The sequence below is a fragment of the Streptomyces sp. SolWspMP-5a-2 genome, from assembly GCF_900091845.1.
Taxonomy (GTDB): domain Bacteria; phylum Actinomycetota; class Actinomycetes; order Streptomycetales; family Streptomycetaceae; genus Streptomyces; species Streptomyces doudnae.
In genome coordinates this window covers 41,908-67,797 of record NZ_FMCI01000135.1, presented here as the reverse complement: position 1 = coordinate 67,797, position 25,890 = coordinate 41,908, and the positions used below count along the sequence as shown (strand labels likewise).

The window sequence follows — 25,890 nt, the reverse complement described above, 5'->3', positions numbered from 1 at the left end:
CCGAGCGGGCGGTGGCCGCCGCGGCGCGGGCCCAGGACGCGCTGGACCGGGCGCTCCAGGAGGCCGAGGAACTCGCCGAACGGCTGGCCGTCGCCGAGGAGACGCCGGTCGAGGAGGAGCCCGACACGACCGCGCGCGACCGGCTCGCGGCCGACGGCGCCAACGCCCGGCAGACCGAGATGGAGGCCAGGCTCCAGGTCCGCACCCACGAGGAGCGGGTCAGGGGTCTCGCGGGCCGGGCCGACCAGCTCGACCGGGCCGCCCGCGCCGAACGCGACGCACGCGCGCGTGCCGAACAGCGCCGGGCCAGGCTGCGGCACGAGGCGGCCGTCGCGGGGGCGGTCGCCTCCGGCGCCCGTCAGCTCCTCGCGCACGTGGAGGTGTCGCTCGCCCGCGCCGACCGGGAGCGGTCGGCCGCCGAGGCCGCGCGCTCCGCCCGGGACGGCGAGCTGTCGGCGGCCCGTACCGCGGGGCGCGACCTCAAGGCGGAGCTGGACAAGCTGACCGACTCCGTGCACCGGGGCGAGGTGCTGGGCGCCGAGAAGCGGATGCGGATCGAGCAGCTCGAGACGAAGGCGCTGGAGGAGCTGGGCGTGGAGCCGGCCGGTCTGGTCTCCGAGTACGGGCCGCACCAGCCGGTCGCGCCGTCCCCGCCCGCCGACGGCGAGGAGCTGCCGGAGGACCCCGGCCATCCGCGCAACCTGCCGAGGCCCTTCGTGCGGGCAGAGCAGGAGAAGCGGCTGCGGTCGGCCGAACGGGCGTACCAGCAACTCGGCAAGGTGAATCCGCTGGCCCTGGAGGAGTTCGCGGCGCTGGAGGAGCGCCACCAGTTCCTCAGCGAGCAGCTCGAAGACCTGAAGAAGACGCGGGCGGATCTCCTCCAGGTCGTCAGGGAGGTCGACGAGCGGGTCGAGCAGGTCTTCACCGAGGCCTACCGGGACACCGCACGGGAGTTCGAGGGCGTCTTCGGGCGGCTGTTCCCCGGCGGCGAGGGGCGGCTGATCCTCACCGATCCCGAGAACATGCTCACCACCGGGGTGGACGTCGAGGCCCGGCCGCCGGGCAAGAAGGTGAAGCGGCTGTCCCTGCTGTCGGGCGGCGAGCGGTCGCTGACGGCGGTGGCGCTGCTGGTGTCGATCTTCAAGGCCCGCCCCAGCCCGTTCTACGTGATGGACGAGGTGGAGGCGGCGCTGGACGACACCAACCTGCAGCGGCTGATCCGGATCATGGAGGAGCTGCAGGAGGCGTCGCAGCTCATCGTGATCACGCATCAGAAGCGGACCATGGAGGTCGCCGACGCGCTGTACGGCGTCTCCATGCAGGGCGACGGTGTCTCGAAGGTCATCTCGCAGCGACTGCGGTAACTCTTCCTCCTGTCTTCAATAGGTGAACTCAAACCTCGCCGTCGGTCCGGTTCGGGTGTCTATTTCCTCACAACCACCCCGCTATTGCTTTCGAAACTTGAAGGCATAGTCTCTGCGACGTTGCTTTTACCTTCAGGTGGTGAGCGGCCTGAACCTGTGCGCCACTGGAGACCACCACTTGAGAGGGCTCACCCCCACCCGGCAGCGCTGCCGGTGGCCCGAGGAGTTGAACGTGACCAGCACCGCGCAGGCACCCCAGTCAGGATCAGGATCGCCGCACCCCGAGCACCTCGGGCATGTCATCTTCATCGCGGCGGCGGCCGCGATGGGCGGCTTCCTGTTCGGCTACGACAGTTCCGTCATCAACGGCGCCGTCGAGGCCATCCGCAGCCGCTACGACATCGGCTCCGCGACGCTGGCCCAGGTCATCGCCATCGCCCTGATCGGCTGTGCCATCGGCGCCGCGACCGCCGGCCGGATAGCGGACCGCATCGGCCGCATCCGCTGCATGCAGATCGCGGCCGTGCTGTTCACCATCAGCGCCGTCGGCTCCGCGCTGCCCTTCGCGCTCTGGGACCTCGCCTTCTGGCGGATCATCGGCGGCTTCGCCATCGGCATGGCCTCCGTCATCGGCCCCGCCTACATCGCCGAGGTCTCGCCGCCCGCCTACCGGGGCAGGCTCGGCTCCTTCCAGCAGGCCGCGATCGTGGTCGGCATCGCCGTCTCGCAGCTCGTCAACTGGGGCCTGCTGAACGCGGCGGGCGGCGACCAGCGCGGCAAGCTGATCGGCCTGGAGGCCTGGCAGGTCATGCTGGGCGTCATGGTGGTCCCGGCCGTCCTCTACGGCCTGCTCTCCTTCGCCATCCCGGAGTCCCCCCGCTTCCTGCTCTCGGTCGGCAAGCGCGAGCGCGCCCGCGCCATCCTCGCCGAGGTCGAGGGCGAGCACGTCGACCTGGACGCCCGCGTCGACGAGATCGAGACCGCGATGCGGCGCGAGCACAAGTCCACCTTCAAGGACCTGCTCGGCGGCTCGTTCCTCTTCCAGCGGATCGTCTGGATCGGAATCGGGCTCTCCGTCTTCCAGCAGTTCGTCGGCATCAACGTCGCGTTCTACTACTCCTCGACGCTGTGGCAGTCGGTCGGCATCGACCCGACGGACTCGTTCTTCTACTCGTTCACGACGTCGATCATCAACATCATCGGCACCGTGATCGCGATGATCTTCGTGGACCGGATCGGCCGCAAGCCGCTCGCCCTGATCGGCTCGGTCGGCATGGTCGTCGGCCTGGCGCTGGAGGCCTGGGCGTTCTCCTACGACCTGGTCGACGGCAAGCTCCCGGCCACCCCGGGCTGGGTCGCCCTGGTCGCCGCGCACGTCTTCGTCCTCTTCTTCGCGCTCTCCTGGGGCGTCATCGTCTGGGTCTTCCTCGGCGAGATGTTCCCCAACCGGATCCGCGCCGCCGCCCTGGGCGTGGCCGCCTCCGCGCAGTGGATCGCCAACTGGGCCATCACCGCGAGCTTCCCGTCGCTCGCCGACTGGAACCTCTCCGCGACCTACATGATCTACGCGTTCTTCGCCGCGCTCTCGATCCCCTTCGTGCTCGCCTTCGTCAAGGAGACGAAGGGCCGGACGCTGGAGTCGATGGGCTGAGCGCCCCCGAACCCGGGGAGGGGGCGAATCCCCGCCGCCCCCTCCCCGATCCGCGCGCGGGTGCCGCCGCGGCTCACTCCCCGAGCCGCGGCAGCACCTCCTCGCAGAACAGCCGCAGGCTGCGCCACCCCTCGTCCACCGGCATCCCGCCCACCAGCGGGTGCAGCACCAGGTTGGCCAGTCCCTGCGCGACGCACTCGTCGGGCGTGAGCACCCGGTAGACGCCCTCCGCGCGCAGCGCCGCCACGTCGTCCGCGCCCGACCGCACCGCCGAGCGGATCGCGGCGGACTGCCAGGACGCGTACGTCCTGGCCTCGTGCAGGAAGTGCCCGCCGTGCTCGGCCCAGGTCCGGTCCGGGTCCTCGGAGATGTGCAGCAGCGGCGTCTCGGCCTCCGGCATCATCGTCCAGCCCTCGGTGCCGTACTCCACCAGCCGCTCCTTGTAGTACGCCTCCAGCTCCGGCAGATGGGCGCTCGGGAAGAACGGCAGGCCGAGCCGGGCCGCGCGCCGGGCCGCCGCCCGTGAGGAACCGCCGACCAGCAGCAGCGGGTGCGGTGCGGTGCCCGGCCGGGGGGTCACCCGCACGGTGCGGCCCCGGTAGCTGAACTCCTCGCCGGTCCACGCCTTCAGGACGGTCTCCAGCAGCTCGTCCTGAAGACGGCCCCGGGCGGCGAAGTCGATCCCGGCGCGCTCGTACTCCTCGGGCCGGTAGCCGATGCCGGCCACCGTGACCAGCCGGCCGCCGCTGAGCAGGTCGAGCACCGCGATGTCCTCGGCCAGCCGCAGCGGGTCGTGCAGCGGTCCGATCACCGCCGAGACGGTCACCGCGACGTCCTTGGTCGCGCCGAAGACCGCGCCCGCGAAGGTGAAGGGCGACGGCAGCCAGTTGTCGTCGACGCCGTGGTGCTCCTCGGTCTGCACGGTGGTCACCCCGTGCCGGTCCGCGTACGCGGCCATCTCCAGGGCGGCCCGGTAGCGGGCGCCGAGCGAGTCGGGGGTCGCGCCGGGCTCGACCAGGTTGAAACGCACGACCGTGACGGACATGGCGGGTCCCCCTTCGGGCGGTGGGTGCGGAGGAGGACCGTAACTGACGGAGCGTCAGACATCCAGAGGCGCGGGCCCGGGACGGCGCGGCGCAAACCCGTCGCCCCGACCGGTACGGCACCGCTGGGTCCGCCGGGGGCCATGGCCGATACTGGTCGGGTTATGGAAACCGTCATCCTTGCTGTAGTCATCGCCGTGGTCGTCCTCGGCGCGATCGGCGGGCTCGTCGTCGGCAGCCGTCGGAAGAGGCCGCTGCCGCCGCCCCCGCCCACCGCGCCCGACATCACCGCCCCTCCGGCCGAGCCGCACGTCGGCGACGAGGCCGAGGCGCCCAGTGACGAGTCCCGCCGGACGATAGAGGAGGTCGGCCTCCCGGGCGGCCCGGCCCCCGTCGTCGTCGAGGAGCCGTCCGCCGAAGCGCCCGCGATCGAGGTCCCGGAGCCCACCGCAGGGCGCCTCGTCCGGCTGCGCAGCCGCCTCTCCCGCTCCCAGAACGCCCTCGGGCAGGGGCTGCTCACGCTGCTGTCGCGCGAGCACCTCGACGAGGACACCTGGGAGGAGGTCGAGGACACCCTGCTCACCGCCGACGTCGGGGTGCAGCCCACCCAGGAGCTGGTCGAGAGCCTGCGCGAGCGCGTGAAGGTCCTCGGCACCCGTACCCCCCAGGAACTGCGCGCCCTGCTGCGCGAGGAACTCCTCAAGCTGGTCGGCACCGACGTCGACCGCGCCGTGCGCACCGAGCCCGAGGGCCGCACGCCGGGCATCGTGATGGTCGTCGGCGTCAACGGCACCGGCAAGACCACCACCACTGGCAAGCTCGCCCGGGTCCTGGTGGCCGACGGCCGCACCGTCGTCCTCGGCGCCGCCGACACCTTCCGGGCCGCCGCCGCCGACCAGTTGCAGACCTGGGGTGAGCGGGTCGGCGCCCACACCGTGCGCGGGCCCGAGGCCGGCGACCCCGCCTCCGTCGCGTTCGACGCGGTGAAGGAGGGCAAGGAGATGGGCGTCGACGTCGTCCTCATCGACACCGCCGGGCGGCTGCACACCAAGACCGGCCTGATGGACGAGCTGGGCAAGGTCAAGCGGGTCGTCGAGAAGCACGCGCCGGTCGACGAGGTGCTCCTCGTCCTGGACGCCACCACCGGGCAGAACGGCCTGGTCCAGGCGCGGGTCTTCGCCGAGGTCGTCGACATCAGCGGCATCGTCCTCACCAAGCTGGACGGCACGGCCAAGGGCGGCATCGTGGTCGCCGTCCAGCGCGAGCTGGGCGTGCCCGTCAAGCTGGTCGGACTCGGCGAGGGCGCCGACGACCTGGCGCCGTTCGAGCCCGAGGCGTTCGTGGACGCCCTGATCGGAGAGTGACACCGCACCCCGTCCGCGCGAACTGGCGCCCGCCCCCGGAGACACGGGGGCGGGCGCTTCGCCGTGACGGGGGCGGGGCGGGGGCGGACCGGACGGGCCGCGGGTCAGGCGCGGGAGCGGTGCGCCAGGTAGGCCAGGGTGCCCAGCAGCAGGCGGGCGGCGGGCGGCCGGGTGGCGGTGTCCAGGGCGGGGGCGCGCAGCCAGCGGACCGGGCCGAGGCCGCCGCGGTCGGAGGGCGGGGCGGTGACGAAGGTGCCGGGGCCGAGGCCGCGCAGGTCGAGCGCGTCCGGGTCGTCCCAGCCGGTGCGGTAGAGCAGCTCGGGCAGGGCGGCGGCGGCGCCGGGGGCGACGAAGAACTGGGCGCGGCCGTCCGGGGTGGCGGCGACCGGGCCGAGCGGCAGCCCCATGCGCTCCAGGCGGACCAGCGCGCGGTGCCCGGCGGCCTCCGCCACCTCGATGACGTCGAAGGCGCGGCCCACCGCGAGCATCACCGACGCGCCGGGGAACCGGGCCCAGGCCTCGGTCACCTCGTCGAGCGTGGCGCCGGACGGCAGCCGGGGGGCGAACTCCAGCGGATGGGCGCCCGGCGCGGGACAGTCGGTGCGGCCGCACGAGCAGGCGCCGCCCGCGGCCCGCGCGCCGCGTACCACGTCCCAGCCCCACAGTCCGGTGAACTCGGCGACGGCGATGCACTCCGAGGAGCGAGCGCGTCGACGCGAGCCGGAGCGGATCTCCCGGATGCCGCCGATGGTGAAACCCATGCCCCCTCCAACGGGTCCGCCGCGCCGCCGGTTACGGCGCGGATGCGTCGTGTGACTCTCTGTCTCCACCTGCCCGGTCCGGCGCGGTTCAGACAGCGCGCGGAAGGGGTCAGGGTGGTGAACTCAGCGGTGTGCGCCCCCTGATGCATCGTTGCGCCCACTTCCGTTCGTCATGTGTCAAGTGAATCGTTAACGGGCGTCCGGCAGTTCATTCGATGGGGTGGCGAATGGTGGCGTTTCCAGGACCGTCGCCCCCGAAGGGGTGATCGTAGGATTACTTTGAGTACACGAGTCCTGGGGCGCGCGTACTCGTGGGTATGCCGGAGGCAAGGCGGTTTTCCGTTCGACGGGTGACAACTCGCGGACGCGAGGCCCTATTTACCGGCATTCTGATAGGGCTTGGCGCAAGCGGCGGCAAGTGGTCTCAGGGATGGGGGCGTTCCAGTGAGCGGCAACGGCGGAAGCGGGACGAACGTGACGGACACGTCCACCGCGGCCAGCGCGAGCAGCACGACCGGCACCGAGAAGCGCCCCAACGAACTCCTCACCTCCTGGTTCGTGCGCAGCGGCTGGTCGAAGGGCGAGCTGGCCCGCCAGGTCAACCGCAGGGCACGCCAGTTGGGCGCCAACCACATCTCCACCGACACCTCGCGGGTGCGCCGCTGGCTGGACGGCGAGAACCCGCGCGAGCCGATCCCGCGGATCCTCTCCGAGCTGTTCTCCGAGCGGTTCGGCTGCGTCGTCGCGGTCGAGGACCTCGGGCTGCGCACCGTCCGGCAGTCACCCTCCGCGTCCGGCGTCGACCTGCCGTGGACGGCGCCGCAGACGGTCGCGCTGCTCAGCGAGTTCTCCCGCAGCGACCTGATGCTGGCCAGGCGCGGCTTCCTCGGCAGCTCGCTCGCGCTCTCCGCGGGCCCGACCCTGATCGAGCCGATGCAGCGCTGGCTGGTGCCCTCGCCGCAGCCGCCGCGTCCCGAGCCGGACCAGGCGCCCCCGGCCCGCCGGGCCGGCCGTCTCTCGGCGCCCGAGCTGGACCTGCTGGAGACGACCACCCGGATGTTCCGCCAGTGGGACGCCCAGTGCGGCGGCGGTCTGCGCCGCAAGGCGGTCGTCGGGCAGCTCCACGAGGTCACCGACCTGCTCCAGGAGCCCCAGTCGCCGGACACCACCCGCAGGCTGTTCAAGGTCGCCGCGGAGCTGGCCGAGCTGGCGGGCTGGATGTCGTACGACGTCGGGTTGCAGCCCACCGCGCAGAAGTACTTCGTCCTCGCGCTGCACGCGGCCAAGGAGGCCGGGGACAAGCCGCTCGGCTCCTACGTCCTGTCCAGCATGAGCCGCCAGATGATCCACCTCGGGCGGCCGGACGACGCCCTGGAGCTGATCCATCTCGCCCAGTACGGCAGCCGGGACTGCGCGAGCCCGCGCACCCAGGCCATGCTGCACGCGATGGAGGCCCGCGCCTACGCCAACATGGGCCAGCCCGGCCGCTGCAAACGCGCGGTCCGGATGGCGGAGGACGTCTTCGCCGACGCCGACGACTGGGACGAGCCCGACCCGGACTGGATCCGCTTCTTCTCGGAGGCGGAGCTGCACGGCGAGAACAGCCACTCCTTCCGTGACCTCGCCTATGTGGCGGGCCGCAGCCCCACCTACGCCTCGCTGGCCGAGCCGCTGATGCGGCGCGCGGTCGAGCTGTTCGCGAAGGACGGCGAGCACCAGCGGTCGTACGCGCTCAACCTGATCGGCATGGCCACCGTGCACCTGCTCCAGCGCGAGCCCGAGCGCGGCGCGGTCCTGGCCGAGCAGGCCATGGCGGTCGGCAAGACGGTCCGCTCGGAGCGGGTCAACACCCGCATCCGCAAGACGGTCGACACCGCCGTGCGCGACTTCGGCGGGCTGGCCGCCGTCGTCGACCTCACCGACCGGCTCGCCGTCGAGCTGCCCGAGGCGGCCGAAGCCGTCTGACCCCCGCGCGGACCCTCTCCGCCCCCCCCCCCAAGCCCCGGCCGCGGCCGGACCTCCCGGAATGCCCGACTCGGCTCCCCCTGTGCCAGGTCGTCGGAGGCCCGACCGCGGCCGGTCCCGTGTCCGCGGCGGCCCAGCCGGTCCGGCGGCCGCGGGGGCGGCTCCGGTCAGGCGGGTGCCGTGGCGGCTCCGGTCGGGCGGGTGCCGTCGCGGGCGGGCTGCCGCCCCGGGTGGATCGGTTTTCGGCCATCCGGGCGCCGGGCGGGCGGGAACGTCCCGGCGGCGGCGCCCGGAAGGCGGGTCGCGCAGGGGCGGCGCTTCGCACACAAGACGGGGACCGGGAACCGGCGTCCTGGCGGTCCGCGGGCCTGATCGCGGGGCCGGGGCGGCCCGGAACGTCATCCGGCCGTAACGCGGCGGACCACTTCGTCACCCGCGGGAAACACATCAAAGCCTTACGTGAAATCGGTTTGAGCCAGTCTCCTCAGCACAGCCGGCCCGTTGTCACAGGCATCCGCACAGGGCCGTTCCGCCGAAGGAGACACAAGGCCTTGAATGTTGGAGATACCGGATTCGTACTGATCAGCGCTGCTCTGGTCATGATCATGACGCCGGGCCTCGCCCTGTTCTACGGGGGCATGGTCCGCACCAAAAGCACCCTGAACATGCTCATGATGTCCTTTGTGTCTCTGGGCATCGTGAGCGTGCTCTGGGTGCTCTATGGTCACTCGCTCGCCTTCAGCGGTGACGTCGGGGGTTTTGTAGGCAACCTCGACCTCATCGGCCTGAAGGGCGTCACCGGTGACACCCTCATGGAGAACTTCGCCGGACGGAAGATCCCGGTCTTCGCCTTCTCCCTCTTCCAGATGCTCTTCGCCGTCATCACCCCGGCCCTGATGAGCGGCGCCCTCGCCGACCGGGTGAAGTTCGGCTCCTGGATGGTCTTCGTCGCCCTCTGGGTCACCGTGGTCTACTTCCCGATCGCCCACTGGGTCTGGGGCGGCGGCTGGCTCGCCAAGCTCGACCCGGCCATCATCGACTTCGCCGGCGGCACGGCGGTCCACATCAACGCCGGCATCGGCGCCCTGGCCGCGGTCCTCGTCGTCGGCAAGCGGGTGGGCTTCAAGCGCGACCCGATGCGCCCGCACAACCTGACCATGGTCCTCATCGGCACCGCCCTGCTGTGGTTCGGCTGGTTCGGCTTCAACGCCGGATCCGAGCTGGCCGCCGACGGCACCGCCGCGAGCATGGCCCTCAACACCCAGGTCGCCACCGGCGCCGCCATGCTCGGCTGGCTCGCCTACGAGCGGATCAGGCACGGCGCGTTCACCACCCTGGGCGCCTGCTCCGGCGCGGTGGCCGGGCTGGTCGCCATCACCCCGTCCGGCGGCAACGTCAACGTCTTCGGCGCGATGCTCATCGGCGTGGTCGCCGGCGCCGTCTGCTCCTGGGCGGTCTCCCTCAAGTTCAAGCTCGGCTACGACGACTCCCTCGACGTGGTCGGCGTCCACCTGGTCGGCGGTGTCATCGGTACCCTGCTGGTCGGCTTCCTCGCCATCAACGGCGCCGGAGGCTTCGCGCAGTTCGTGTCGCAGGCCATCGGCGCCTTCTCGGTCATGGGGTACACCTTCGTGGTGACGTTCGCCCTCGCCTGGGTGATCCAGAAGACCATCGGCTTCAGGGCCAGTGAGGACGACGAGGTCACCGGCCTCGACCAGACCTCGCACGCCGAGACCGCATACGACTTCGGCGGGGCCGGCGGCGGCCTCTCCGGCGCCGTCCCGTCCGCCGCCGCCGCCAGCAAGAAGGTGGACGCATGAAGCTCATCACCGCCGTCGTCAAGCCCCACCGGCTCGACGAGATCAAGGAGGCCCTCCAGGCCTTCGGCGTCCACGGCCTGACGGTCACCGAGGCCAGCGGCTACGGCCGCCAGCGCGGACACACCGAGGTCTACCGCGGTGCCGAGTACACCGTCGACCTGGTGCCCAAGATCCGCGTCGAGGTGCTGGTCGAGGACGACGACGCCGAACAGCTCATCGACGTCATCGTCAAAGCGGCCAGGACGGGCAAGATCGGAGACGGCAAGGTCTGGTCCCTGCCGGTCGAGACCGCCGTACGGGTGAGGACCGGCGAGCGCGGTCCTGACGCGCTCTAGCAGAACGAACAGGAGTCGCCGGGTGACGAGCACGGACGCGCGCAACGAAGCAGAGGACTCGGGACCCGGCGGCTACGCGGCGGCCCGGCTGCGCCTCCTCCAGGAGGGGGCGCGGTCCGGGCCGCCGCGCCGTGCCGCCCTCGCCGGACTGACGGACGAATGGCTCTCCGGGCTGTTCACCGCCGCGGCCGCGGGCCTGCGCGGGGTCTCCCTGGTCGCCGTCGGCGGCTACGGCCGCGGCGAGCTGTCCCCGCGCAGCGACCTCGACCTGCTGCTCCTCCACGACGGCGGTGACAGCGCCGCCGTCGCCGCGCTCGCCGACCGCGTCTGGTACCCCGTCTGGGACCTCGGCCTCGCCCTCGACCACTCCGTGCGCACCCCGGGCGAGGCCCGCAAGGCGGCGGGCGACGACCTCAAGGTCCAGCTCGGCCTGCTCGACGCCCGCCACCTCGCGGGCGACCTCGGCCTCACCGCCGCGCTGCGCACCACCGTCCTGGCCGACTGGCGCAACCAGGCACCCGCGCGCCTGCCCGAGCTGCAGGAGCTGTGCGCCGCCCGCGCCGCCCGCCAGGGCGAGCTGCAGTACCTCCTCGAACCCGACCTCAAGGAGGCCCGCGGCGGCCTGCGCGACGTCACCGCGCTGCGCGCCGTCGCCGCCTCCTGGCTCGCCGACGCGCCCCGCGAGGGCCTCGACGACGCCCGCCGACGCCTCCTCGACGTCCGCGACGCCCTGCACCTCGCCACCGGCCGCGCCACCGACCGCCTCGCCCTCCAGGAACAGGACCAGGTCGCCGCCGGACTCGGCCTGCTGGACGCCGACACCCTGCTGCGCCAGGTCTACGAGGCCGCCCGCGTCGTCTCCTACGCGAGCGACGTCACCTGGCGCGAGGTCGGGCGGGTGCTGCGGTCGCGCACCGTGCGGCCCCGGCTGCGCGCCATGCTCGGCGGCGGCAGACCCGTCGCCGAACGCTCCCCGCTCGCCGAGGGCGTCGTCGAACAGGACGGCGAGGTCGTCCTCGCCCGCGCCGCCCGGCCCGAGCGCGACCCCGTCCTGCCGCTGCGCGCCGCCGCCGCGGCCGCCCAGGCGGGGCTGCCGCTCTCCCTGCACGCCGTGCGGCGGATGGCCGGATCGGTGCGCCCGCTGCCCACCCCCTGGCCTGCCGAGGCCCGCCAGGAACTGGTGACCCTGCTCGGCTCGGGGCGCCCCACCGTCGAGGTCTGGGAGGCGCTGGAGGCCGAGGGGCTGATCACCCGGCTGCTGCCGGACTGGGAGCGGGTGCGCTGCCGCCCGCAGCGCAACGCCGTGCACGTCTGGACCGTCGACCGGCACCTCATCGAGACCGCCGTGCGCGCCTCCGAGTTCACCCGCCGGGTCAGCCGCCCCGACCTGCTGCTGGTCGCCGCGCTGCTGCACGACATCGGCAAGGGCTGGCCCGGCGACCACTCGGTGGCGGGCGAGATCATCGTCAGGGACGTCGCCGCCCGGATCGGCTTCGACCGCGCGGACGTCGCCGTGCTGTCCACGCTCGTCCGCCACCATCTGCTGCTCGTCGAGACCGCCACCCGGCGCGACCTCGACGACCCGGCCACCGTCCGCGCGGTCGCCGACGCCGTCGGCGGCCAGAGCACCCTGCACCTGCTGCACGCCCTCACCGAGGCCGACGCGCTCGCCACCGGGCCCGCCGCCTGGTCGTCCTGGCGCGGCTCGCTCGTCGCCGACCTGGTCAGGCGCGTCGCCGCGGTCCTCGCCGGGGACGAGCCGGACGAGCCCGAGACCGCCGCCCCCACCGCCGAGCAGGAACGGCTGGCCATCGAGGCGGTCGCCACCGGCAGCCCCGTCCTCGCCCTGCGCGCGCAGACCGAACCGCCCGCCGGTGAGCAGCCCCCGGGCGGCCCCGAGCCGCTCGGCGTCGAACTCCTCATCGCCGTCCCCGACCAGCCGGGCGTGCTGCCCGCGGTGGCCGGGGTGCTCGCCACCCACCGGCTGACCGTGCGCACCGCCGAACTGCGCTCCCTCGACCTGCCGGACGGCGTCGACGGCACGGTCCTGCTGCTCGACTGGCGGGTCGCCGCCGAGTACGGCTCGCTGCCGCAGGCCGCCCGGCTCCGCGCCGACCTGGTCCGCGCGCTCGACGGCTCCCTCGACATCGCCTCCCGGCTCGCGGAGCGGGACGCGGCCTATCCGCGCCGCCGCGGCTGGGTGGCGCCGCCGCCCCGGGTCTCCGTCCACCCGGCCGCCTCCCGGCTCGCCACCGTCATCGAGGTCCGCGCCCAGGACGCCCCCGGCCTGCTGTTCCGCATCGGGCGGGCGCTGGAGGACGCCGACGTCCGGGTCCGCAGCGCGCACGCGTCCACGCTGGGCGCCAACGCGGTCGACGCCTTCTACGTGACCGGCCCCGAGGGCGCCCCCCTCCCGGCCGAGGAGGCGGCCTCGGTGGCGCGGAAGCTGGAGGAGATGCTCCGGGGCTGACGCGGCATCCCGCCCCCGGGCCGACCCGGGATACCCTGGAGGGCGATTCATCAGCAGCCCCCGACCCCGAGGACCGACGCCGCCGTGTTCGATACTCTCTCCGATCGCCTCTCAGCGACCTTCAAGAACCTTCGCGGCAAGGGGCGCTTGAGCGAAGCGGACATCGACGCCACGGCGCGTGAGATCCGCATCGCGCTCCTCGAAGCCGACGTGGCCCTCCCCGTGGTCCGCACGTTCATCAAGAACGTGAAGGAGCGGGCGCTCGGTGCCGAGGTCTCCAAGGCGCTGAACCCCGCCCAGCAGGTCCTCAAGATCGTCAACGACGAGCTGGTGACCATCCTCGGCGGCGAGACCAGGCGGCTGCGCTTCGCCAAGACCGCGCCGACCGTGATCATGCTCGCCGGTCTCCAGGGCGCGGGCAAGACCACCCTCGCGGGCAAGCTCGGCCACTGGCTCAAGGGCCAGGGCCACTCGCCCCTGCTGGTCGCCTGCGACCTCCAGCGCCCGAACGCGGTCAACCAGCTGAGCGTCGTCGCCGAGCGCGCGGGCGTCGCCGTCTACGCGCCCGAGCCGGGCAACGGCGTCGGCGACCCGGTCAAGGTCGCCGAGGACTCCATCGAGTTCGCCAAGTCCAAGGTCCACGACATCGTGATCGTGGACACCGCCGGACGCCTCGGCATCGACCAGGAGCTGATGCGGCAGGCCGCGGACATCCGCGACGCCGTCTCGCCCGACGAGATCCTCTTCGTCGTCGACGCCATGATCGGCCAGGACGCGGTCAACACCGCCGAGTCCTTCCGCGACGGCGTCGGCTTCGACGGCGTGGTGCTCTCCAAGCTCGACGGCGACGCCCGCGGTGGCGCCGCGCTGTCGATCCGGCAGATCACCGGCAAGCCGATCATGTTCGCGTCGAACGGCGAGAAGCTCGACGACTTCGACGCCTTCCACCCTGACCGGATGGCCTCCCGCATCCTCGACATGGGTGACCTGCTCACCCTGATCGAGCAGGCGGAGAAGACGTTCAGCCAGGAAGAGGCCGAGAAGATGGCCTCCAAGCTGGCGTCCAAGAAGGGCCAGGACTTCACCCTGGACGACTTCCTGGCCCAGATGGAACAGGTCAGGAAGATGGGCAGCATCAGCAAGCTGCTCGGCATGCTCCCGGGCATGGGCCAGATCAAGGACCAGATCAACAACCTGGACGAGCGGGACGTCGACCGCACCGCCGCGATCATCAAGTCGATGACCCCCGGCGAGCGCCAGGACCCGAACATCATCAACGGCTCCCGCCGCGCCCGTATCGCCAAGGGCTCCGGCGTCGAGGTCAGCGCGGTGAAGGGCCTGGTCGAGCGGTTCTTCGAGGCCCGCAAGATGATGTCCCGGATGGCGCAGGGCGGCGGGATGCCCGGCATGCCGGGGATGCCGGGCATGGGGGGTGGCCCCGGCCGGGCCAAGAAGCAGCAGAAGAAGGCCAAGGGCAAGCAGCGCTCCGGCAACCCGATGAAGCGCCAGCAGCAGGAGGCCGAGGCCGCCGCCCGCCGCGCCGCCGCGTCCCAGGGCGGCGACGCCCTCGGGCTCCCGGGCCAGCAGGCCGGACAGGACTTCGAGCTGCCGGACGAGTTCAAGAAGTTCATGGGCTGACACCCGCCCCACCCGCGCACGGCGGCGCCCTCGGGCACCGCCTCCCGCGACCACCGACGCCGGGGGCGTCCCTCTCCAGGGGCGCCCCCGGCGTCGTCCATCCGCATGCCCGTGCCGCTTTCCTGTCGTAACGTCCCGGTATGAGCACACCCGCCCCCTCGCGCCGGTCGCCCGAGCAGCCCTGGCGGACCGAGGGCGCCCCCGACGAGCCCCCGAAGCCGCCAGGGGGACGGCGGATGCGCGGCGGCTGGTGGAGCCTGATCCTCACCGCGCTGGTCGTGTACCTGATCGCCAACCTGGTGCTGTCGTTCTTCAACGAGGGCGACGAGCGGACGGTCTCCTACACCGAGTTCAGCAAGCAGGTGACCGCAGGGAACGTCAGCAAGATCTACGCCAAGGGCGACGCGATCCAGGGCGAGCTGAAGAAGAAGCAGAAGAACCCCGACGGCGGCGCCGAGTACACCAAGTTCAAGACCGAGCGGCCGACCTTCGCCGACGACCGGCTCTGGCAGGACCTCACCGCGCACCACGTCACCGTCACCGCCGAGCCGGTCGTCCAGCACCGCAGCTTTCTGGCCAATCTGCTCATCGCGCTCGCCCCGATGCTGCTCCTGGTGGTGCTCTGGATCTTCATCGCCCGCCGGATGAGCGCGGGCCTCGGCGGAGCGGGCGGCATGCTCGGCCGCAAGGCGCCGCCCAAGCCGGTCGAGCTGGAGCCCGGCGCGGTCCGCACCACCTTCGAGGACGTGGCCGGCATCGACGAGGTGCAGGGCGAACTGAACGACGTCGTCGACTTCCTGAAGAACCCCGACGCCTACCGGCGGATGGGCGCCAAGATGCCCCGCGGCGTCCTGCTGTCCGGACCGCCCGGCACCGGCAAGACGCTGCTCGCGCGGGCCGTCGCGGGGGAGGCCGGGGTGCCGTTCTTCTCCGCCTCCGCCTCCGAGTTCATCGAGATGATCGTCGGCGTCGGCGCCTCCCGGGTCCGCGAACTCTTCGCCGAGGCGCGCAAGGTCGCGCCGTCGATCGTCTTCATCGACGAGATCGACACCATCGGCCGGGCCCGCGGCGGCGGTTCCGGCATGGGCGGCCACGACGAGCGCGAACAGACCCTCAACCAGATCCTCACCGAGATGGACGGCTTCTCCGGCTCCGAGGGCGTCATCGTCGTCGCCGCGACCAACCGGGCCGACGTCCTCGACCCCGCGCTGACCAGGCCGGGCCGGTTCGACCGGGTGGTCACCGTCTCACCGCCCGACCGGGGCGGCCGCAAGGCCATCCTGGAGATCCACACCCGGTCCATCCCGCTCGCCCCCGACGTCAACCTCGCCCAGGTCGCCCGCACCACCCCCGGCATGACCGGCGCCGACCTGGCCAACCTCGCCAACGAGGCCGCCCTGCTCGCCGTCAAGCACCAGCAGGACCAGGTGACGCAGGCCGACCTCTCGGAGGCGCTGGAGAAGGTCCAGCTCGGCGCCGAACGGCCGCTGGTCATGCCCGAGGAGGAGCGCAGGCGCACCGCCTTCCACGAGAGCGGGCACGCGCTGCTCGGCATGCTCCAGCCGGGCGCCGACCCCGTCCGCAAGATCACCATCGTGCCGCGCGGCCGGGCCCTCGGCGTCACCCTCTCCACACCGGACGCCGACAGGTACGCGTACACCGAGGAGTACCTGCGCGGCCGGATCATCGGCGCCCTCGGCGGGATGGCCGCCGAACAGGTCGTCTACGGGGTCGTCACGACCGGCTCGGAGAGCGACCTGGAGCAGGTCACCGGCATCGCCCGCGGCATGGTCGCCCGGTGGGGCATGAGCGAGGCCGTCGGCCGCCTCTCCGCCCTCCCGAACGACGTCCAGCAGGCCTACGGTCTCGCGGCCGCCCCGCAGACGCTCGACGTGATCGACGCGGAGATGCGCCGCGTCGTCGACGCGTGCTACGAGGAGGCCTGCCGCAAACTCCGCGAGCACCGCGGCCAGTTGGACGCCCTCGCGGCCGCCCTGCTGGAGAGCGAGACCCTGGAGGAGACGGACGCCTACCGGATCGCGGGCATCACCCGGCTGACCAAGGACACCGACACCGACCTCTAGGCGGAGACCTCCGGGCGCGCTCCTCCGGGGGGTGCCGGGCACCGCGCGGTCGCGGTGCCTGCCTCTAGACGCGGGCCTCCCGCGGGTGCCCGGTCCCCCGCGCCGTGGCGCCGACCGGTCCCGGGGGCACGCGCGCTATCAGGTAGCGGAAGACGTTCGGCATCCACACCGTGCCGTCCCGGCGCCGATACGGATGCAGCGACTCCGTCAGCTCCTTCACCACCTGCGTCCGGTCCGCCGCCGCGACCGCCGCGTCGAACAGGCCGGTCGACAGCAGGCCGCGCACCGCGCTCTCCCGGTCCGCGTAGCCGAACGGGCAGGCGACCCGCCCCGATCCGTCGGGACGCAGCCCGGCCCGGCGCGCGACCTCCTCCAGATCGTCCCGGCCGGTCCCCGCGCCCCGGCCCGGGACGCCCGCCGCCCGCAGCACCGCCGAGGTGGCGCAGCGCTCCGGCGGGCCCCAGCCGGTCAGCACCACGGCCGCCCCGGGCGCGGCCAGCGCCACCGCGGCCCGCAGCCGTTCGCCGCGGACCCGCGGGTCGGCCGCGAGGCCGCCCACCGCGTCGAACGCGGTCACCACGGTGAACGCCGGTGCCCCGGGGTCGGCCGCGTCCCGCGGCGAACCGAGGACCAGCCGGGCCGTCGACCGCGCGCGGGCCGCGCGGTCCGGGAGCAGCCGCCCGCGCGCCAGGGCCAGCAGTTCGGGGGAGTCGCACTCCACGCCGGTGACCCGGGCGCCTCTGGCCGACGCCATCAGCAGGGCCAGCCCCGAGCCGCAGCCGAGGCCCAGCAGGCGGGTGTCCGCCCCCACTTCCAGTCGCTCGTGGACGGCCTCGAAGAGCGGCACCAGCATCCGCTCCTGGATCTCGGACCAGTCACGCGCGCGTCCGCACAGGTCCACGCGGGCGCGCTGCCCCACGTGGGACGGGTGCTCACGCACGAGCGTAGGTGTCATCTCAAGCGCCCCAATCCGCAGCGATGTCGCTGTGCTCGTCCCGGTCGCCCCCCTGACAAACGGTCACGCTCCCTCCCCGTATGCCAGATAACTCCGCGAGGTCGGCCGCGTCCAGGGTTTGTGGCACCCCGTTGCCGCCCGTCGCCGGGAGTGGCGAGAATTCACGTTCCGGCAACGTGGGCCCGTACCATCGCGCCATGGCAAAGCCCCCCGTTCTCACGCCGCGGGCCGACGACTTCCCGCGCTGGTACCAGGATCTGATCAACAAGGCGGAGCTGGCCGACAACGGCCCGGTGCGCGGCACCATGGTCATCCGACCGTACGGCTACGGCCTGTGGGAGCGGATGCAGCAGGAGATGGACGCGCGCATCAAGGAGGCCGGCGCCCAGAACGCCTACTTCCCGCTGTTCATCCCGCAGTCGTACCTGACCCGGGAGGCCGAGCACGTCGAGGGGTTCGCGCCGGAGCTGGCCGTCGTCACGCACGGCGGGGGCAAGGAGCTGGAGGAGCCGGTCGTGGTCCGGCCGACCTCCGAGACCATCGTCAACGAGTACTTCGCCAAGTGGGTGCAGAGCTACCGCGATCTGCCCCTGCTCATCAACCAGTGGGCCAACGTGGTCCGTTGGGAGCTGCGCCCGCGCGTCTTCCTGCGCACCACCGAGTTCCTCTGGCAGGAGGGCCACACCGCCCACGCCACCTGTGAGGACGCCCGGGAGTACGCGGCCCGCATCCACCGCGAGGTCTACGCCGACTTCATGGCGAACGTCCTCGCCATGGACGTCGTGCCCGGCCGCAAGACGGCCAGGGAGCGGTTCGCCGGGGCGATCAACACCCTCACCCTCGAAGGCATGATGGGCGACGGCAAGGCGCTCCAGCTCGCCACCAGCCACGAGTTGGGCCAGAACTTCGCCAGGGCCTTCGACACCCGCTACCTCTCGAAGGACGGCGGCCAGGAGCACGTCTGGCAGACCTCCTGGGGCTCCACCACCCGGATGATCGGCGCCCTGGTGATGACCCACGGCGACGACCACGGCCTGCGGGTGCCGCCCCGGCTCGCCGCGGTCCAGGCGGTCGTCGTGGCCGTCAAGGAGGACGAGGCGGTCCTGGCGAAGGTCCGCGAACTGGGCGACAGGCTGACGGCGGCCGGGATCCGCGCCCGGGTGGACGTCCGCACCGACACCCCGTTCGGGCGCCGCGCCGTCGACTGGGAGCTGAAGGGCGTGCCGGTCCGGATCGAGATCGGGCCCCGCGACCTGGAGAACGGCACCGCGATGCTGGTGCGCCGCATCCCCGGCGGCAAGGAGCCGGTGACCATCGAGTCCCTGCCGGGGGCGCTGCCCGGCATCCTGGAGGCGGACCAGGCGCTGCTGCTGGCCCAGTCCCGCGACCGCAGGATCTCCGGGACCAGCGACGTGACGACGTTCGACGAGGCCGTCGAGGTGGCCACCGGCGGCGGCTGGGCCCGGCTCCCGTGGTCGGCGCTCGGCCCCGAGGGCGAGGCGAGGCTCGGTGAGCACGGCGTGACCGTCCGCTGTCTGGTCGCCGAGGACGGGTCGGTGCCCGCGGCCGACGACACCCCCGGTAACGTCGCGGTCGTGGCACGCGCCTACTGATCCGGCGCCGGGCGCGGGAGAGCGGCCGAAAGGCGTCTTGCGCCCCGGCCGATCGGCATCGCACCGGCGCGTGGACACCGTCTACACGCCGGTGCGTACGTCAGGCTACGCACCAGCTTGGGCCGAGCTGTGAGGCTTCTCCGCAGATCAGCGCACCCGCCCTCGTCAGGACGCATCAGCGGCAACTGACGGGTACGTGCAAAATATTTGGGATGGCCCGGAATAGGAACACAGCGGTACCCCCGCTCGTTGTCATTACGTGAGCACGACACAGACACCACCTGTTCTCGCCGCGGAGCTGGCACAGGCGTGGGCCGACATTCAGCGGTACCACCCCGAACTGCCGGATCTAGCCGCGCCAGAGTCCCTGATCGGCGAGTCCTCGTCCGCATGCGGTCACGAGCTCTCCTTCGAGCGACTGCTCCATGAGGCAGTCCACGGCATCGCCGCCGCACGCGGCGTGCGCGACACCTCCCGGGCCGGCCGGTACCACAACCGCAGATTCCTCGCGATCGCCGAGGAACTGGGTCTCGACCACCCCGAGGAACCGCATCCGAGCAGCGGCTTCTCCCTCGTCACGCTCAACCCCGAGGCCAAGCGCCGCTACCGGCCCACCATCGAACGCCTCCAGCGCGCGCTGAAGGCCCACACCGCGGCCACCTCCTCCGACACCGGGCGCTCCTTCCGGGGCCCGGCCGCCCGGCACGGCTCCTCCGGGGGCGGCGTCCGGGTCAAGGCCGTCTGCGACTGCGGTCGCAACGTGCGGGTCGTCCCGTCCGTGCTGGCCCAAGCCCCGATCGTGTGCGGCGGGTGCGGGAAGCCGTTCCGGATCCCGGAGGTCGTGGGCGCGGCGTGAGCAGGCGGCTGTTCGTGGCAGCCGCCTCCTCACGGGCCCGGTGACCCCACCGCCTTCAGGACGTGCACGGCCTGCGGGCACCCGAGACGTCGGGTGCCCCCCAGGCATGTCCCGCCCCGCCCGCGCGACGGCTCCCCGCCGCCGCGCGGCCCCGCTGCTCCGGCCCGTCCCCGCGTCCCCCCCGTCCCCGCCCTGACCCGCCCCGGACACCTCCGGTGAGGGGCGTCGCCCGTGTGTGGCACAATGGCAAGCTGTACTCGACAGTCGAACAGGACCCCTCTCTCCTCCGGCTGACGCGTCCATCGGGCACTCGGGTACCGCAACCCCACGCGGCCGACCTGCCGTGCCCCATCACGTCAATCCAGGAGAACCCACTCCCGTGGCAGTCAAGATCAAGCTGAAGCGTCTGGGCAAGATCCGTTCGCCTCACTACCGCATCGTCGTCGCCGACTCCCGCACCCGCCGTGACGGCCGGGCGATCGAGGAGATCGGCCTGTACCACCCGGTGCAGAACCCGTCGCGCATCGAGGTCGACGCCGACCGCGCCGCGTACTGGCTCTCCGTCGGCGCCCAGCCGACCGAGCCCGTCCTCGCCATCCTGAAGAAGACCGGCGACTGGCAGAAGTTCAAGGGCGAGCCCGCCCCGGCGCCGCTGCTCCAGCCGGCCCCGAAGGCGGTCCGTCCGTCGTTCGAGGCCCTGGGCGGCGACGACGACGGCAAGGGTGAGGCCATCACCCAGAAGAAGAAGGCCGAGAAGAAGGACGAGGCCGCCGCTGAGTCCTCTTCCTCCGAGTCGACCGAGGCCTGAGCATGCTCGAGGAGGCTCTCGAGCACCTCGTGAAGGGCATCGTCGACAACCCCGACGAAGTGCAGGTGGCCTCGCGCACCCTGCGTCGCGGGCGCGTGCTCGAGGTCCGGGTCCACCCCGACGACCTCGGCAAGGTGATCGGCCGCAACGGCCGCACCGCGCGCGCCCTGCGCACCGTCGTGGGTGCCATCGGCGGTCGCGGAGTCCGGGTCGACCTGGTCGACGTGGACAACGTCCGCTGACGTCGAACGCAGCACCGGCACGGGCCGGGGAGGGCCAACTGGCCGTCCCCGGCCCGTAGTCGTTCCAGAACAGGAGAACGTCACAAGTGCAGCTGGTAGTCGCACGGATCGGCCGTGCCCACGGCCTGCGCGGCGAAGTCACCGTCGAGGTCCGCACCGACGAGCCGGAGCTGCGGCTCGGGCCCGGCGCCGTCCTCACCACCGAGCCCGCCTCCACGGGCCCGCTCACCATCGAGACCGGCCGTGTCCACAGCGGCCGTCTGCTGCTGCGCTTCGCGGGCGTCACCGACCGCACCGGCGCGGACGCGCTGCGCAACACGCTGCTGATCGCCGAGATCGACCCGGAGGAACTCCCGGACGGCGACGACGAGTACTACGACCACCAGCTGATGGACCTCGACGTGGTCACCGAGGACGGCCAGGAGATCGGCCGCATCACCGAGATCTCCCACCTGCCCTCCCAGGACCTCTTCATCGTGGAGCGCCCCGACGGCAGCGAGGTGATGATCCCCTTCGTCGAGGAGATCGTCGTCGAGATCGACCTGGCCGAGCAGAAGGCCGTCATCGCCCCGCCGCCCGGCCTGGTCGACGACCGCGCCGAGACCGCCTCCGCCCGGGACGACGACTGATGCGGCTCGACGTCGTCACGATCTTCCCCGAGTACCTCGACCCGCTGAACGTCTCGCTGGTCGGCAAGGCCCGCGCGAGCGGACGGCTCGACGTCCAGGTGCACGACCTGCGGGAGTGGACCTACGACCGGCACAACACGGTCGACGACACCCCCTACGGCGGCGGCCCCGGCATGGTCATGAAGACCGGGCCGTGGGGCGACGCCCTCGACTCCGCGCTCGCCGACGGCTACGAGCGGGGCTTCGGCCGACCCGCGCTGATCGTGCCGACGCCCAGCGGACGCCCGTTCACCCAGGAACTCGCCGTCGAACTGTCCGAACGGCCCTGGCTGATCTTCGCCCCCGCCCGCTACGAGGGCATCGACCGGCGGGTCGTCGACGAGTACGCGACGCGGATGCCGGTATACGAGGTGTCCATCGGCGACTACGTGCTAGCCGGCGGGGAGGCCGCCGTCCTGGTCGTCACCGAGGCCGTCGCCCGGCTGCTGCCCGGCGTCCTCGGCAACGCCGAGTCGCACCGCGACGACTCCTTCGCGCCCGGCGCCATGGCGAACCTGCTGGAAGGGCCCGTCTACACCAAGCCGCCGCTCTGGCGCGGCCGGGACATCCCCGACGTGCTGCTCAGCGGCCACCACGGGAAGATCGCCCGCTGGCGCCGCGACCAGGCGCTCACCCGCACCTCCGCCCACCGGCCCGACCTGATCGAGCGCTGCGCCCCCGCCGCCTTCGACAAGAAGGACCGCGAAATGCTCTCCATCCTGGGCTGGGCGCCCGATCCCGAGGGCGCCGCCCACGGCCGATTTTGGCGCAGGCCACCGGCCGTGGAAGAATAGGACGCTGCCGTCCGGCCGTCCGGTGAACGCCCCTGCCACAGGGGGAGACGACGTCCGCCCCGACCCGTACGACAGCCCTCCCGACCGTTACAGATGCCGTTGATGACCTGTGGCATCAGCGAAGAAAGCAGACGAAAAATGTCTCACCTGCTCGACACCGTCGACTCCGCGTCGCTGCGCAGCGACGTCCCGGCGTTCCGCCCCGGCGACACCGTCAACGTCCACGTGCGCGTCATCGAGGGCAACCGCTCCCGTGTGCAGCAGTTCAAGGGCGTCGTCATCCGCCGCCAGGGCGCCGGTGTGCGCGAGACCTTCACGGTCCGCAAGGTCTCCTTCTCCGTCGGCGTCGAGCGCACCTTCCCGGTGCACACCCCGATCGTCGAGAAGATCGAGCTCGTCACCCGCGGTGACGTGCGTCGCGCCAAGCTCTACTACCTGCGCGAGCTGCGCGGCAAGGCCGCGAAGATCAAGGAGAAGCGCGACAACTGAGCGCTTTCCCGGAGTCGTGCCGGGGGCCGATAACATCGGTCCCCGATGGACACCGAAGAACAGCCGACGGAGCGCGACCGCTCCTCCCGCCCTTCCGCACCCGAGGATCCCTCGGCGGCGGCCGGACCGGAGGAACGGTCGCGTTTCTCGTTGGCGGACCGGATCTCCGCGTGGCTCCCCGGCGGGCTGATCAGCCTCGCCCTGCTGCTCTGCCTGGTGTTTCTGCTGTTGCTGAACACGTTCGTGGTGCAACCGTTCCAGATTCCGAGCGGATCCATGGAACAGGGATTGAGGATCGGGGACCGCGTTCTCGTAAACAAGGTGGCGTACCGTTTCGGTGCCGAGCCGCGCCGCGGCGACGTCGTCGTCTTCGACGGCACCGGCTACTTCGGGGACGCCGACTACATCAAGCGCGTCGTGGGTGTGGGAGGAGACCGTGTGGTCTGCTGCGACGAGGACGGGAGGATCAAGGTGAACGGCCGGGCGGTCGACGAGTCGACGTTCCTGTTCCCGGGCGACAGCCCCTCCTCGGTCCCCTTCGAGGTGGTCGTGCCGTCCGGCACCCTGTTCCTGCTCGGCGACCACCGGGGCGACTCCAGCGACTCCCGCGACCACCTCGGCTCCCCGGGCGGCGGCATGGTTCCGCTGAGCGCGGTCGTCGGGCGGGCCGACTGGATCGTCTGGCCGCGCGCCCACTGGACCCGCCTGCACCGTCCCGCCGCCTACGCGCGCGTGCCCGCCGCCGTCGGCGGTGTCCATGGGTAACCGCGGCAGACCGCGCGGCGAGCCGAACAGCCCGGCGGAGAACCTCCTGCCCACCGGCCTCCGGCGGACCGGCGGCGGGGCGGGCGGAGGCGGCGGGCAGAGCAGCGCCGGGCGCACCCGCGCCGAGCGCCGCAGGCTCCAGCGCAAGGTCAAGCGACGGCGCAGGCGCAGCGCGGTCAAGGAGATCCCGCTGCTGGTCGGCGTCGCGGTGCTGATAGCGCTGGTCCTGAAGACGTTCCTGCTCCAGGCGTTCGTGATCCCGTCGGGCTCCATGGAGCAGACCATCCAGATCGGCGACCGCGTCCTGGTCGACAAGCTCACGCCCTGGTTCGGCTCCAAGCCGGAGCGCGGCGACGTCGTCGTGTTCAAGGACCCCGGCGGCTGGCTCCAGGACGAGCAGAGCACCGTCAAGAAGAACGACCCGATCGTCGTCAAGCAGGTCAAGGAGGGGCTCACCTTCATCGGCCTGCTGCCCTCCGAGGACGAGAAGGACCTCATCAAGCGGGTCGTCGGGGTCGGCGGCGACCGCGTCAAGTGCTGTGACACACAGGGCCGGGTGACCGTCAACGGCGTCCCGCTCGACGAGGGCGCCTACCTGTATCCCGGCAACGCGCCCTCCCTGCAGGCCTTCGACATCACCGTGCCGCAGGGGCGGCTGTGGGTGATGGGCGACCACCGCGCCAACTCGGCGGACTCCCGGGCCCATCAGGACACCGACTACGGCGGCACCGTCTCCGAGGACTCGGTGGTCGGCCGGGCCCGGGTCATCGCGTGGCCTTTCGGCCACTGGAACAGCCTCCAGGAACCTAAAACTTTCTCCTCGGTCTCCAACTCCGTGTCGGGGGCGGCCGCCGCTCCCCGGGTGTCGCATAGGGTTGCCTCCGACGATCCGAACGGATCTATTCCACTCCCGAGCCCTGCGGAACTCCCGCTCGTTATGGGAGTGGTGGGCCTGCACCGTGTATGGGGCAGGCGGCAGCGGAGAGTAAGGAGTTGGCGTGGGGGATGTGGCGGTTGGCGCACGGTCCGGACACGACGGCGAGGAGCACCGCGGACGTCCCGTGGACGCAGCGGACCCGGCCGCGGACGGCGCCGTGAACTCCGGGAGTGACACCGGACGACCTGCCGACGAGGTCCCCGGGCCCGACGAGCAGACCAGGTCCGACGGCCGGGGACCGGGTGACGACGCCCCCCGGCAGCGGCAGCAGCGCTCCTTCTGGAAGGAGCTGCCGATCCTGATCGGCATCGCTCTGGTGCTCGCTCTGCTCATCAAGACGTTCCTGGTGCAGGCGTTCTCGATCCCGTCGGACTCGATGCAGAACACCCTCCAGCAGGGCGACCGGGTGCTGGTGGACAAGCTCACCCCGTGGTTCGGCTCCGAGCCCGAGCGCGGTGAGGTCGTCGTCTTCCACGACCCCGACAACTGGCTGGCGGGCGAGCCCACGGCCAACCCGAACGCCCTCCAGAAGGTCCTCAGCTGGATCGGCCTGATGCCGTCGGCCGAGGAGAAGGACCTCATCAAGCGGGTCATCGGCGTCGGCGGCGACACCGTCTCCTGCAAGAACACGGGCCCGCTGAAGGTCAACGGCAAGGCGCTCAACGACGCGTCGTTCGTCTACCCGGGCAACACCCCGTGCAGCGTGGACGACCAGGGCGGCCAGTTCACCGTCAAGATCCCCAAGGGCTACCTCTGGGTGATGGGCGACCACCGCCAGAACTCCCGCGACTCCCGTTACAACCAGGACGACTCCCACCACGGCATGGTCCCGGTGAAGGACGTCGTCGGCCGCGCCATCGTGATCGCCTGGCCGATCAACCGCTGGAGCACCCTGCCGGTGCCCGACACCTTCGACCAGCCCGGCCTGAACGACCAGAAGGCGTCCGCCGCGGCCCTGACGGTCGCGCCGAACGCCGTCGCCCTGGTCGGCGCGGTACCGGTGGCACTGTGGCGCCGACGCCGGATCGCACCGGTCGAGACACGGTAGGGCGGACGGCGGGAAGCCGGGACGCTGGGACGCCGGGACGCCGGACAGTGGGGGAGGCACCTTCAGAGGTGGCTCCCCCTCCGTATGTGCGGGGGCGGGTGCTGCGCGGGGGATCGGGTGGTGCGCGCGGGGTCGGGCGGGGCCGGCGGTGTCTGCCGGGCCGGGTGGCGTCCGCCGGACCGGGTCGGGGGACGCGCGCGGAGCGGGGTGGTGTGTGCCG

The 25,890-nt window shown here is 72.3% G+C and carries 22 protein-coding genes; 19 read left to right on the top strand and 3 right to left on the bottom strand.

Translation table 11 applies throughout. The features are described 5' to 3' along the window. Both GA0115242_RS13290 and GA0115242_RS13285 read left to right on the top strand, forming a co-directional pair. Positions 1–1,364 (top strand): AAA family ATPase (locus GA0115242_RS13290; RefSeq protein WP_161353125.1); only part of this gene is annotated, 1,364 nt, incomplete at its 5' end. Positions 1,365–1,596: 232 nt separating this feature from the next. After that, positions 1,597–3,015: a sugar porter family MFS transporter gene (locus GA0115242_RS13285; protein ID WP_093827936.1), complete on the top strand. Its 1,419-nt coding sequence runs from the start codon at positions 1,597–1,599 to the stop codon at positions 3,013–3,015. Positions 3,016–3,088: 73 nt separating this feature from the next. Here the strand turns inward: GA0115242_RS13285 and GA0115242_RS13280 are convergent, their stop codons facing one another. Beyond that, entirely contained in the window at positions 3,089–4,060 is a 972-nt protein-coding gene (locus tag GA0115242_RS13280) for an LLM class flavin-dependent oxidoreductase (protein WP_093827934.1), read from the bottom strand. Positions 4,061–4,222: 162 nt separating this feature from the next. Here GA0115242_RS13280 and ftsY point away from each other — a divergent pair, with 162 nt between their 5' ends. Next, positions 4,223–5,422 carry a signal recognition particle-docking protein FtsY gene (gene ftsY, locus GA0115242_RS13275; RefSeq protein WP_093827932.1) on the top strand — a complete coding sequence of 400 codons (1,200 nt, stop codon included), beginning with the start codon at positions 4,223–4,225 and terminating at the stop codon, positions 5,420–5,422. 104 nt (positions 5,423–5,526) lie between these two features. Here ftsY and GA0115242_RS13270 read toward each other — a convergent pair whose 3' ends face one another. After that, entirely contained in the window at positions 5,527–6,183 is a 657-nt protein-coding gene (locus tag GA0115242_RS13270) for a bifunctional DNA primase/polymerase (RefSeq protein ID WP_093827929.1), read from the bottom strand. Between the two features lie 444 nt (positions 6,184–6,627). On the opposite strand from GA0115242_RS13270, the gene GA0115242_RS13265 reads away from it, so the two are divergent. From GA0115242_RS13265 to ftsH, 6 genes are all read left to right on the top strand, one after another. Next, positions 6,628–8,148, top strand: a complete 1,521-nt coding sequence (locus GA0115242_RS13265) for a transcriptional repressor NsdA (RefSeq protein WP_370672276.1) — start codon at positions 6,628–6,630, stop codon at positions 8,146–8,148. Between the two features lie 551 nt (positions 8,149–8,699). Next, positions 8,700–9,968: an ammonium transporter gene (locus tag GA0115242_RS13260; RefSeq protein WP_093827925.1), complete on the top strand. Its 1,269-nt coding sequence runs from the start codon at positions 8,700–8,702 to the stop codon at positions 9,966–9,968. After that, positions 9,965–10,303, top strand: a complete 339-nt coding sequence (locus GA0115242_RS13255) for a P-II family nitrogen regulator (protein ID WP_093827923.1) — start codon at positions 9,965–9,967, stop codon at positions 10,301–10,303. The genes GA0115242_RS13260 and GA0115242_RS13255 overlap by 4 nt, the downstream gene beginning before the upstream one ends. A gap of 22 nt (positions 10,304–10,325) precedes the next feature. Next, a complete protein-coding gene (locus GA0115242_RS13250; RefSeq protein WP_093827920.1) occupies positions 10,326–12,773 on the top strand; it encodes a [protein-PII] uridylyltransferase in 2,448 nt (815 codons plus the stop codon). A gap of 84 nt (positions 12,774–12,857) precedes the next feature. Beyond that, positions 12,858–14,411 (top strand): signal recognition particle protein, encoded by a 1,554-nt coding sequence (ffh, locus tag GA0115242_RS13245; protein WP_093827918.1) that lies wholly within the window; start codon positions 12,858–12,860, stop codon positions 14,409–14,411. Positions 14,412–14,551: 140 nt separating this feature from the next. After that, on the top strand, positions 14,552–16,495 hold the full coding sequence (gene ftsH / locus GA0115242_RS13240; RefSeq protein WP_093827916.1) for an ATP-dependent zinc metalloprotease FtsH: 1,944 nt from the start codon (positions 14,552–14,554) through the stop codon (positions 16,493–16,495). A gap of 64 nt (positions 16,496–16,559) precedes the next feature. On the opposite strand, the gene GA0115242_RS13235 is transcribed toward ftsH, so the two are convergent. Beyond that, entirely contained in the window at positions 16,560–17,450 is an 891-nt protein-coding gene (locus GA0115242_RS13235; protein ID WP_093827914.1) for an SAM-dependent methyltransferase, read from the bottom strand. A 197-nt stretch (positions 17,451–17,647) separates the two neighbouring features. Between GA0115242_RS13235 and proS the strand changes: the two genes are divergently transcribed. From proS to lepB (GA0115242_RS13185), 10 genes are all read left to right on the top strand, one after another. After that, entirely contained in the window at positions 17,648–19,063 is a 1,416-nt protein-coding gene (gene proS / locus GA0115242_RS13230; RefSeq protein ID WP_093827912.1) for a proline--tRNA ligase, read from the top strand. 259 nt (positions 19,064–19,322) lie between these two features. Further along, positions 19,323–19,919 carry a hypothetical protein gene (locus GA0115242_RS13225; RefSeq protein ID WP_093827910.1) on the top strand — a complete coding sequence of 199 codons (597 nt, stop codon included), beginning with the start codon at positions 19,323–19,325 and terminating at the stop codon, positions 19,917–19,919. Positions 19,920–20,298: 379 nt separating this feature from the next. Continuing rightward, positions 20,299–20,727, top strand: coding sequence for a 30S ribosomal protein S16 (gene rpsP, locus GA0115242_RS13220; RefSeq protein WP_093827908.1), 429 nt, complete (start codon positions 20,299–20,301; stop codon positions 20,725–20,727). 2 nt (positions 20,728–20,729) lie between these two features. After that, on the top strand, positions 20,730–20,969 hold the full coding sequence (locus GA0115242_RS13215; RefSeq protein ID WP_093827906.1) for an RNA-binding protein: 240 nt from the start codon (positions 20,730–20,732) through the stop codon (positions 20,967–20,969). 86 nt (positions 20,970–21,055) lie between these two features. Beyond that, on the top strand, positions 21,056–21,598 hold the full coding sequence (gene rimM / locus GA0115242_RS13210; protein WP_093827904.1) for a ribosome maturation factor RimM: 543 nt from the start codon (positions 21,056–21,058) through the stop codon (positions 21,596–21,598). Continuing rightward, positions 21,598–22,431 (top strand): tRNA (guanosine(37)-N1)-methyltransferase TrmD, encoded by an 834-nt coding sequence (trmD, locus tag GA0115242_RS13205; protein WP_093827902.1) that lies wholly within the window; start codon positions 21,598–21,600, stop codon positions 22,429–22,431. The genes rimM and trmD overlap by 1 nt, the downstream gene beginning before the upstream one ends. A 138-nt stretch (positions 22,432–22,569) precedes the next feature. Beyond that, positions 22,570–22,920, top strand: a complete 351-nt coding sequence (rplS, locus tag GA0115242_RS13200; RefSeq protein WP_010353847.1) for a 50S ribosomal protein L19 — start codon at positions 22,570–22,572, stop codon at positions 22,918–22,920. A 45-nt stretch (positions 22,921–22,965) separates the two neighbouring features. After that, positions 22,966–23,685: a signal peptidase I gene (lepB, locus tag GA0115242_RS13195; protein ID WP_093827900.1), complete on the top strand. Its 720-nt coding sequence runs from the start codon at positions 22,966–22,968 to the stop codon at positions 23,683–23,685. Further along, positions 23,678–24,796 carry a signal peptidase I gene (gene lepB / locus GA0115242_RS13190; RefSeq protein WP_093827899.1) on the top strand — a complete coding sequence of 373 codons (1,119 nt, stop codon included), beginning with the start codon at positions 23,678–23,680 and terminating at the stop codon, positions 24,794–24,796. The genes lepB (GA0115242_RS13195) and lepB (GA0115242_RS13190) overlap by 8 nt, the downstream gene beginning before the upstream one ends. Next, positions 24,684–25,670, top strand: a complete 987-nt coding sequence (gene lepB, locus GA0115242_RS13185; protein ID WP_093827897.1) for a signal peptidase I — start codon at positions 24,684–24,686, stop codon at positions 25,668–25,670. The genes lepB (GA0115242_RS13190) and lepB (GA0115242_RS13185) overlap by 113 nt, the downstream gene beginning before the upstream one ends. Positions 25,671–25,890 lie beyond the last annotated feature (220 nt).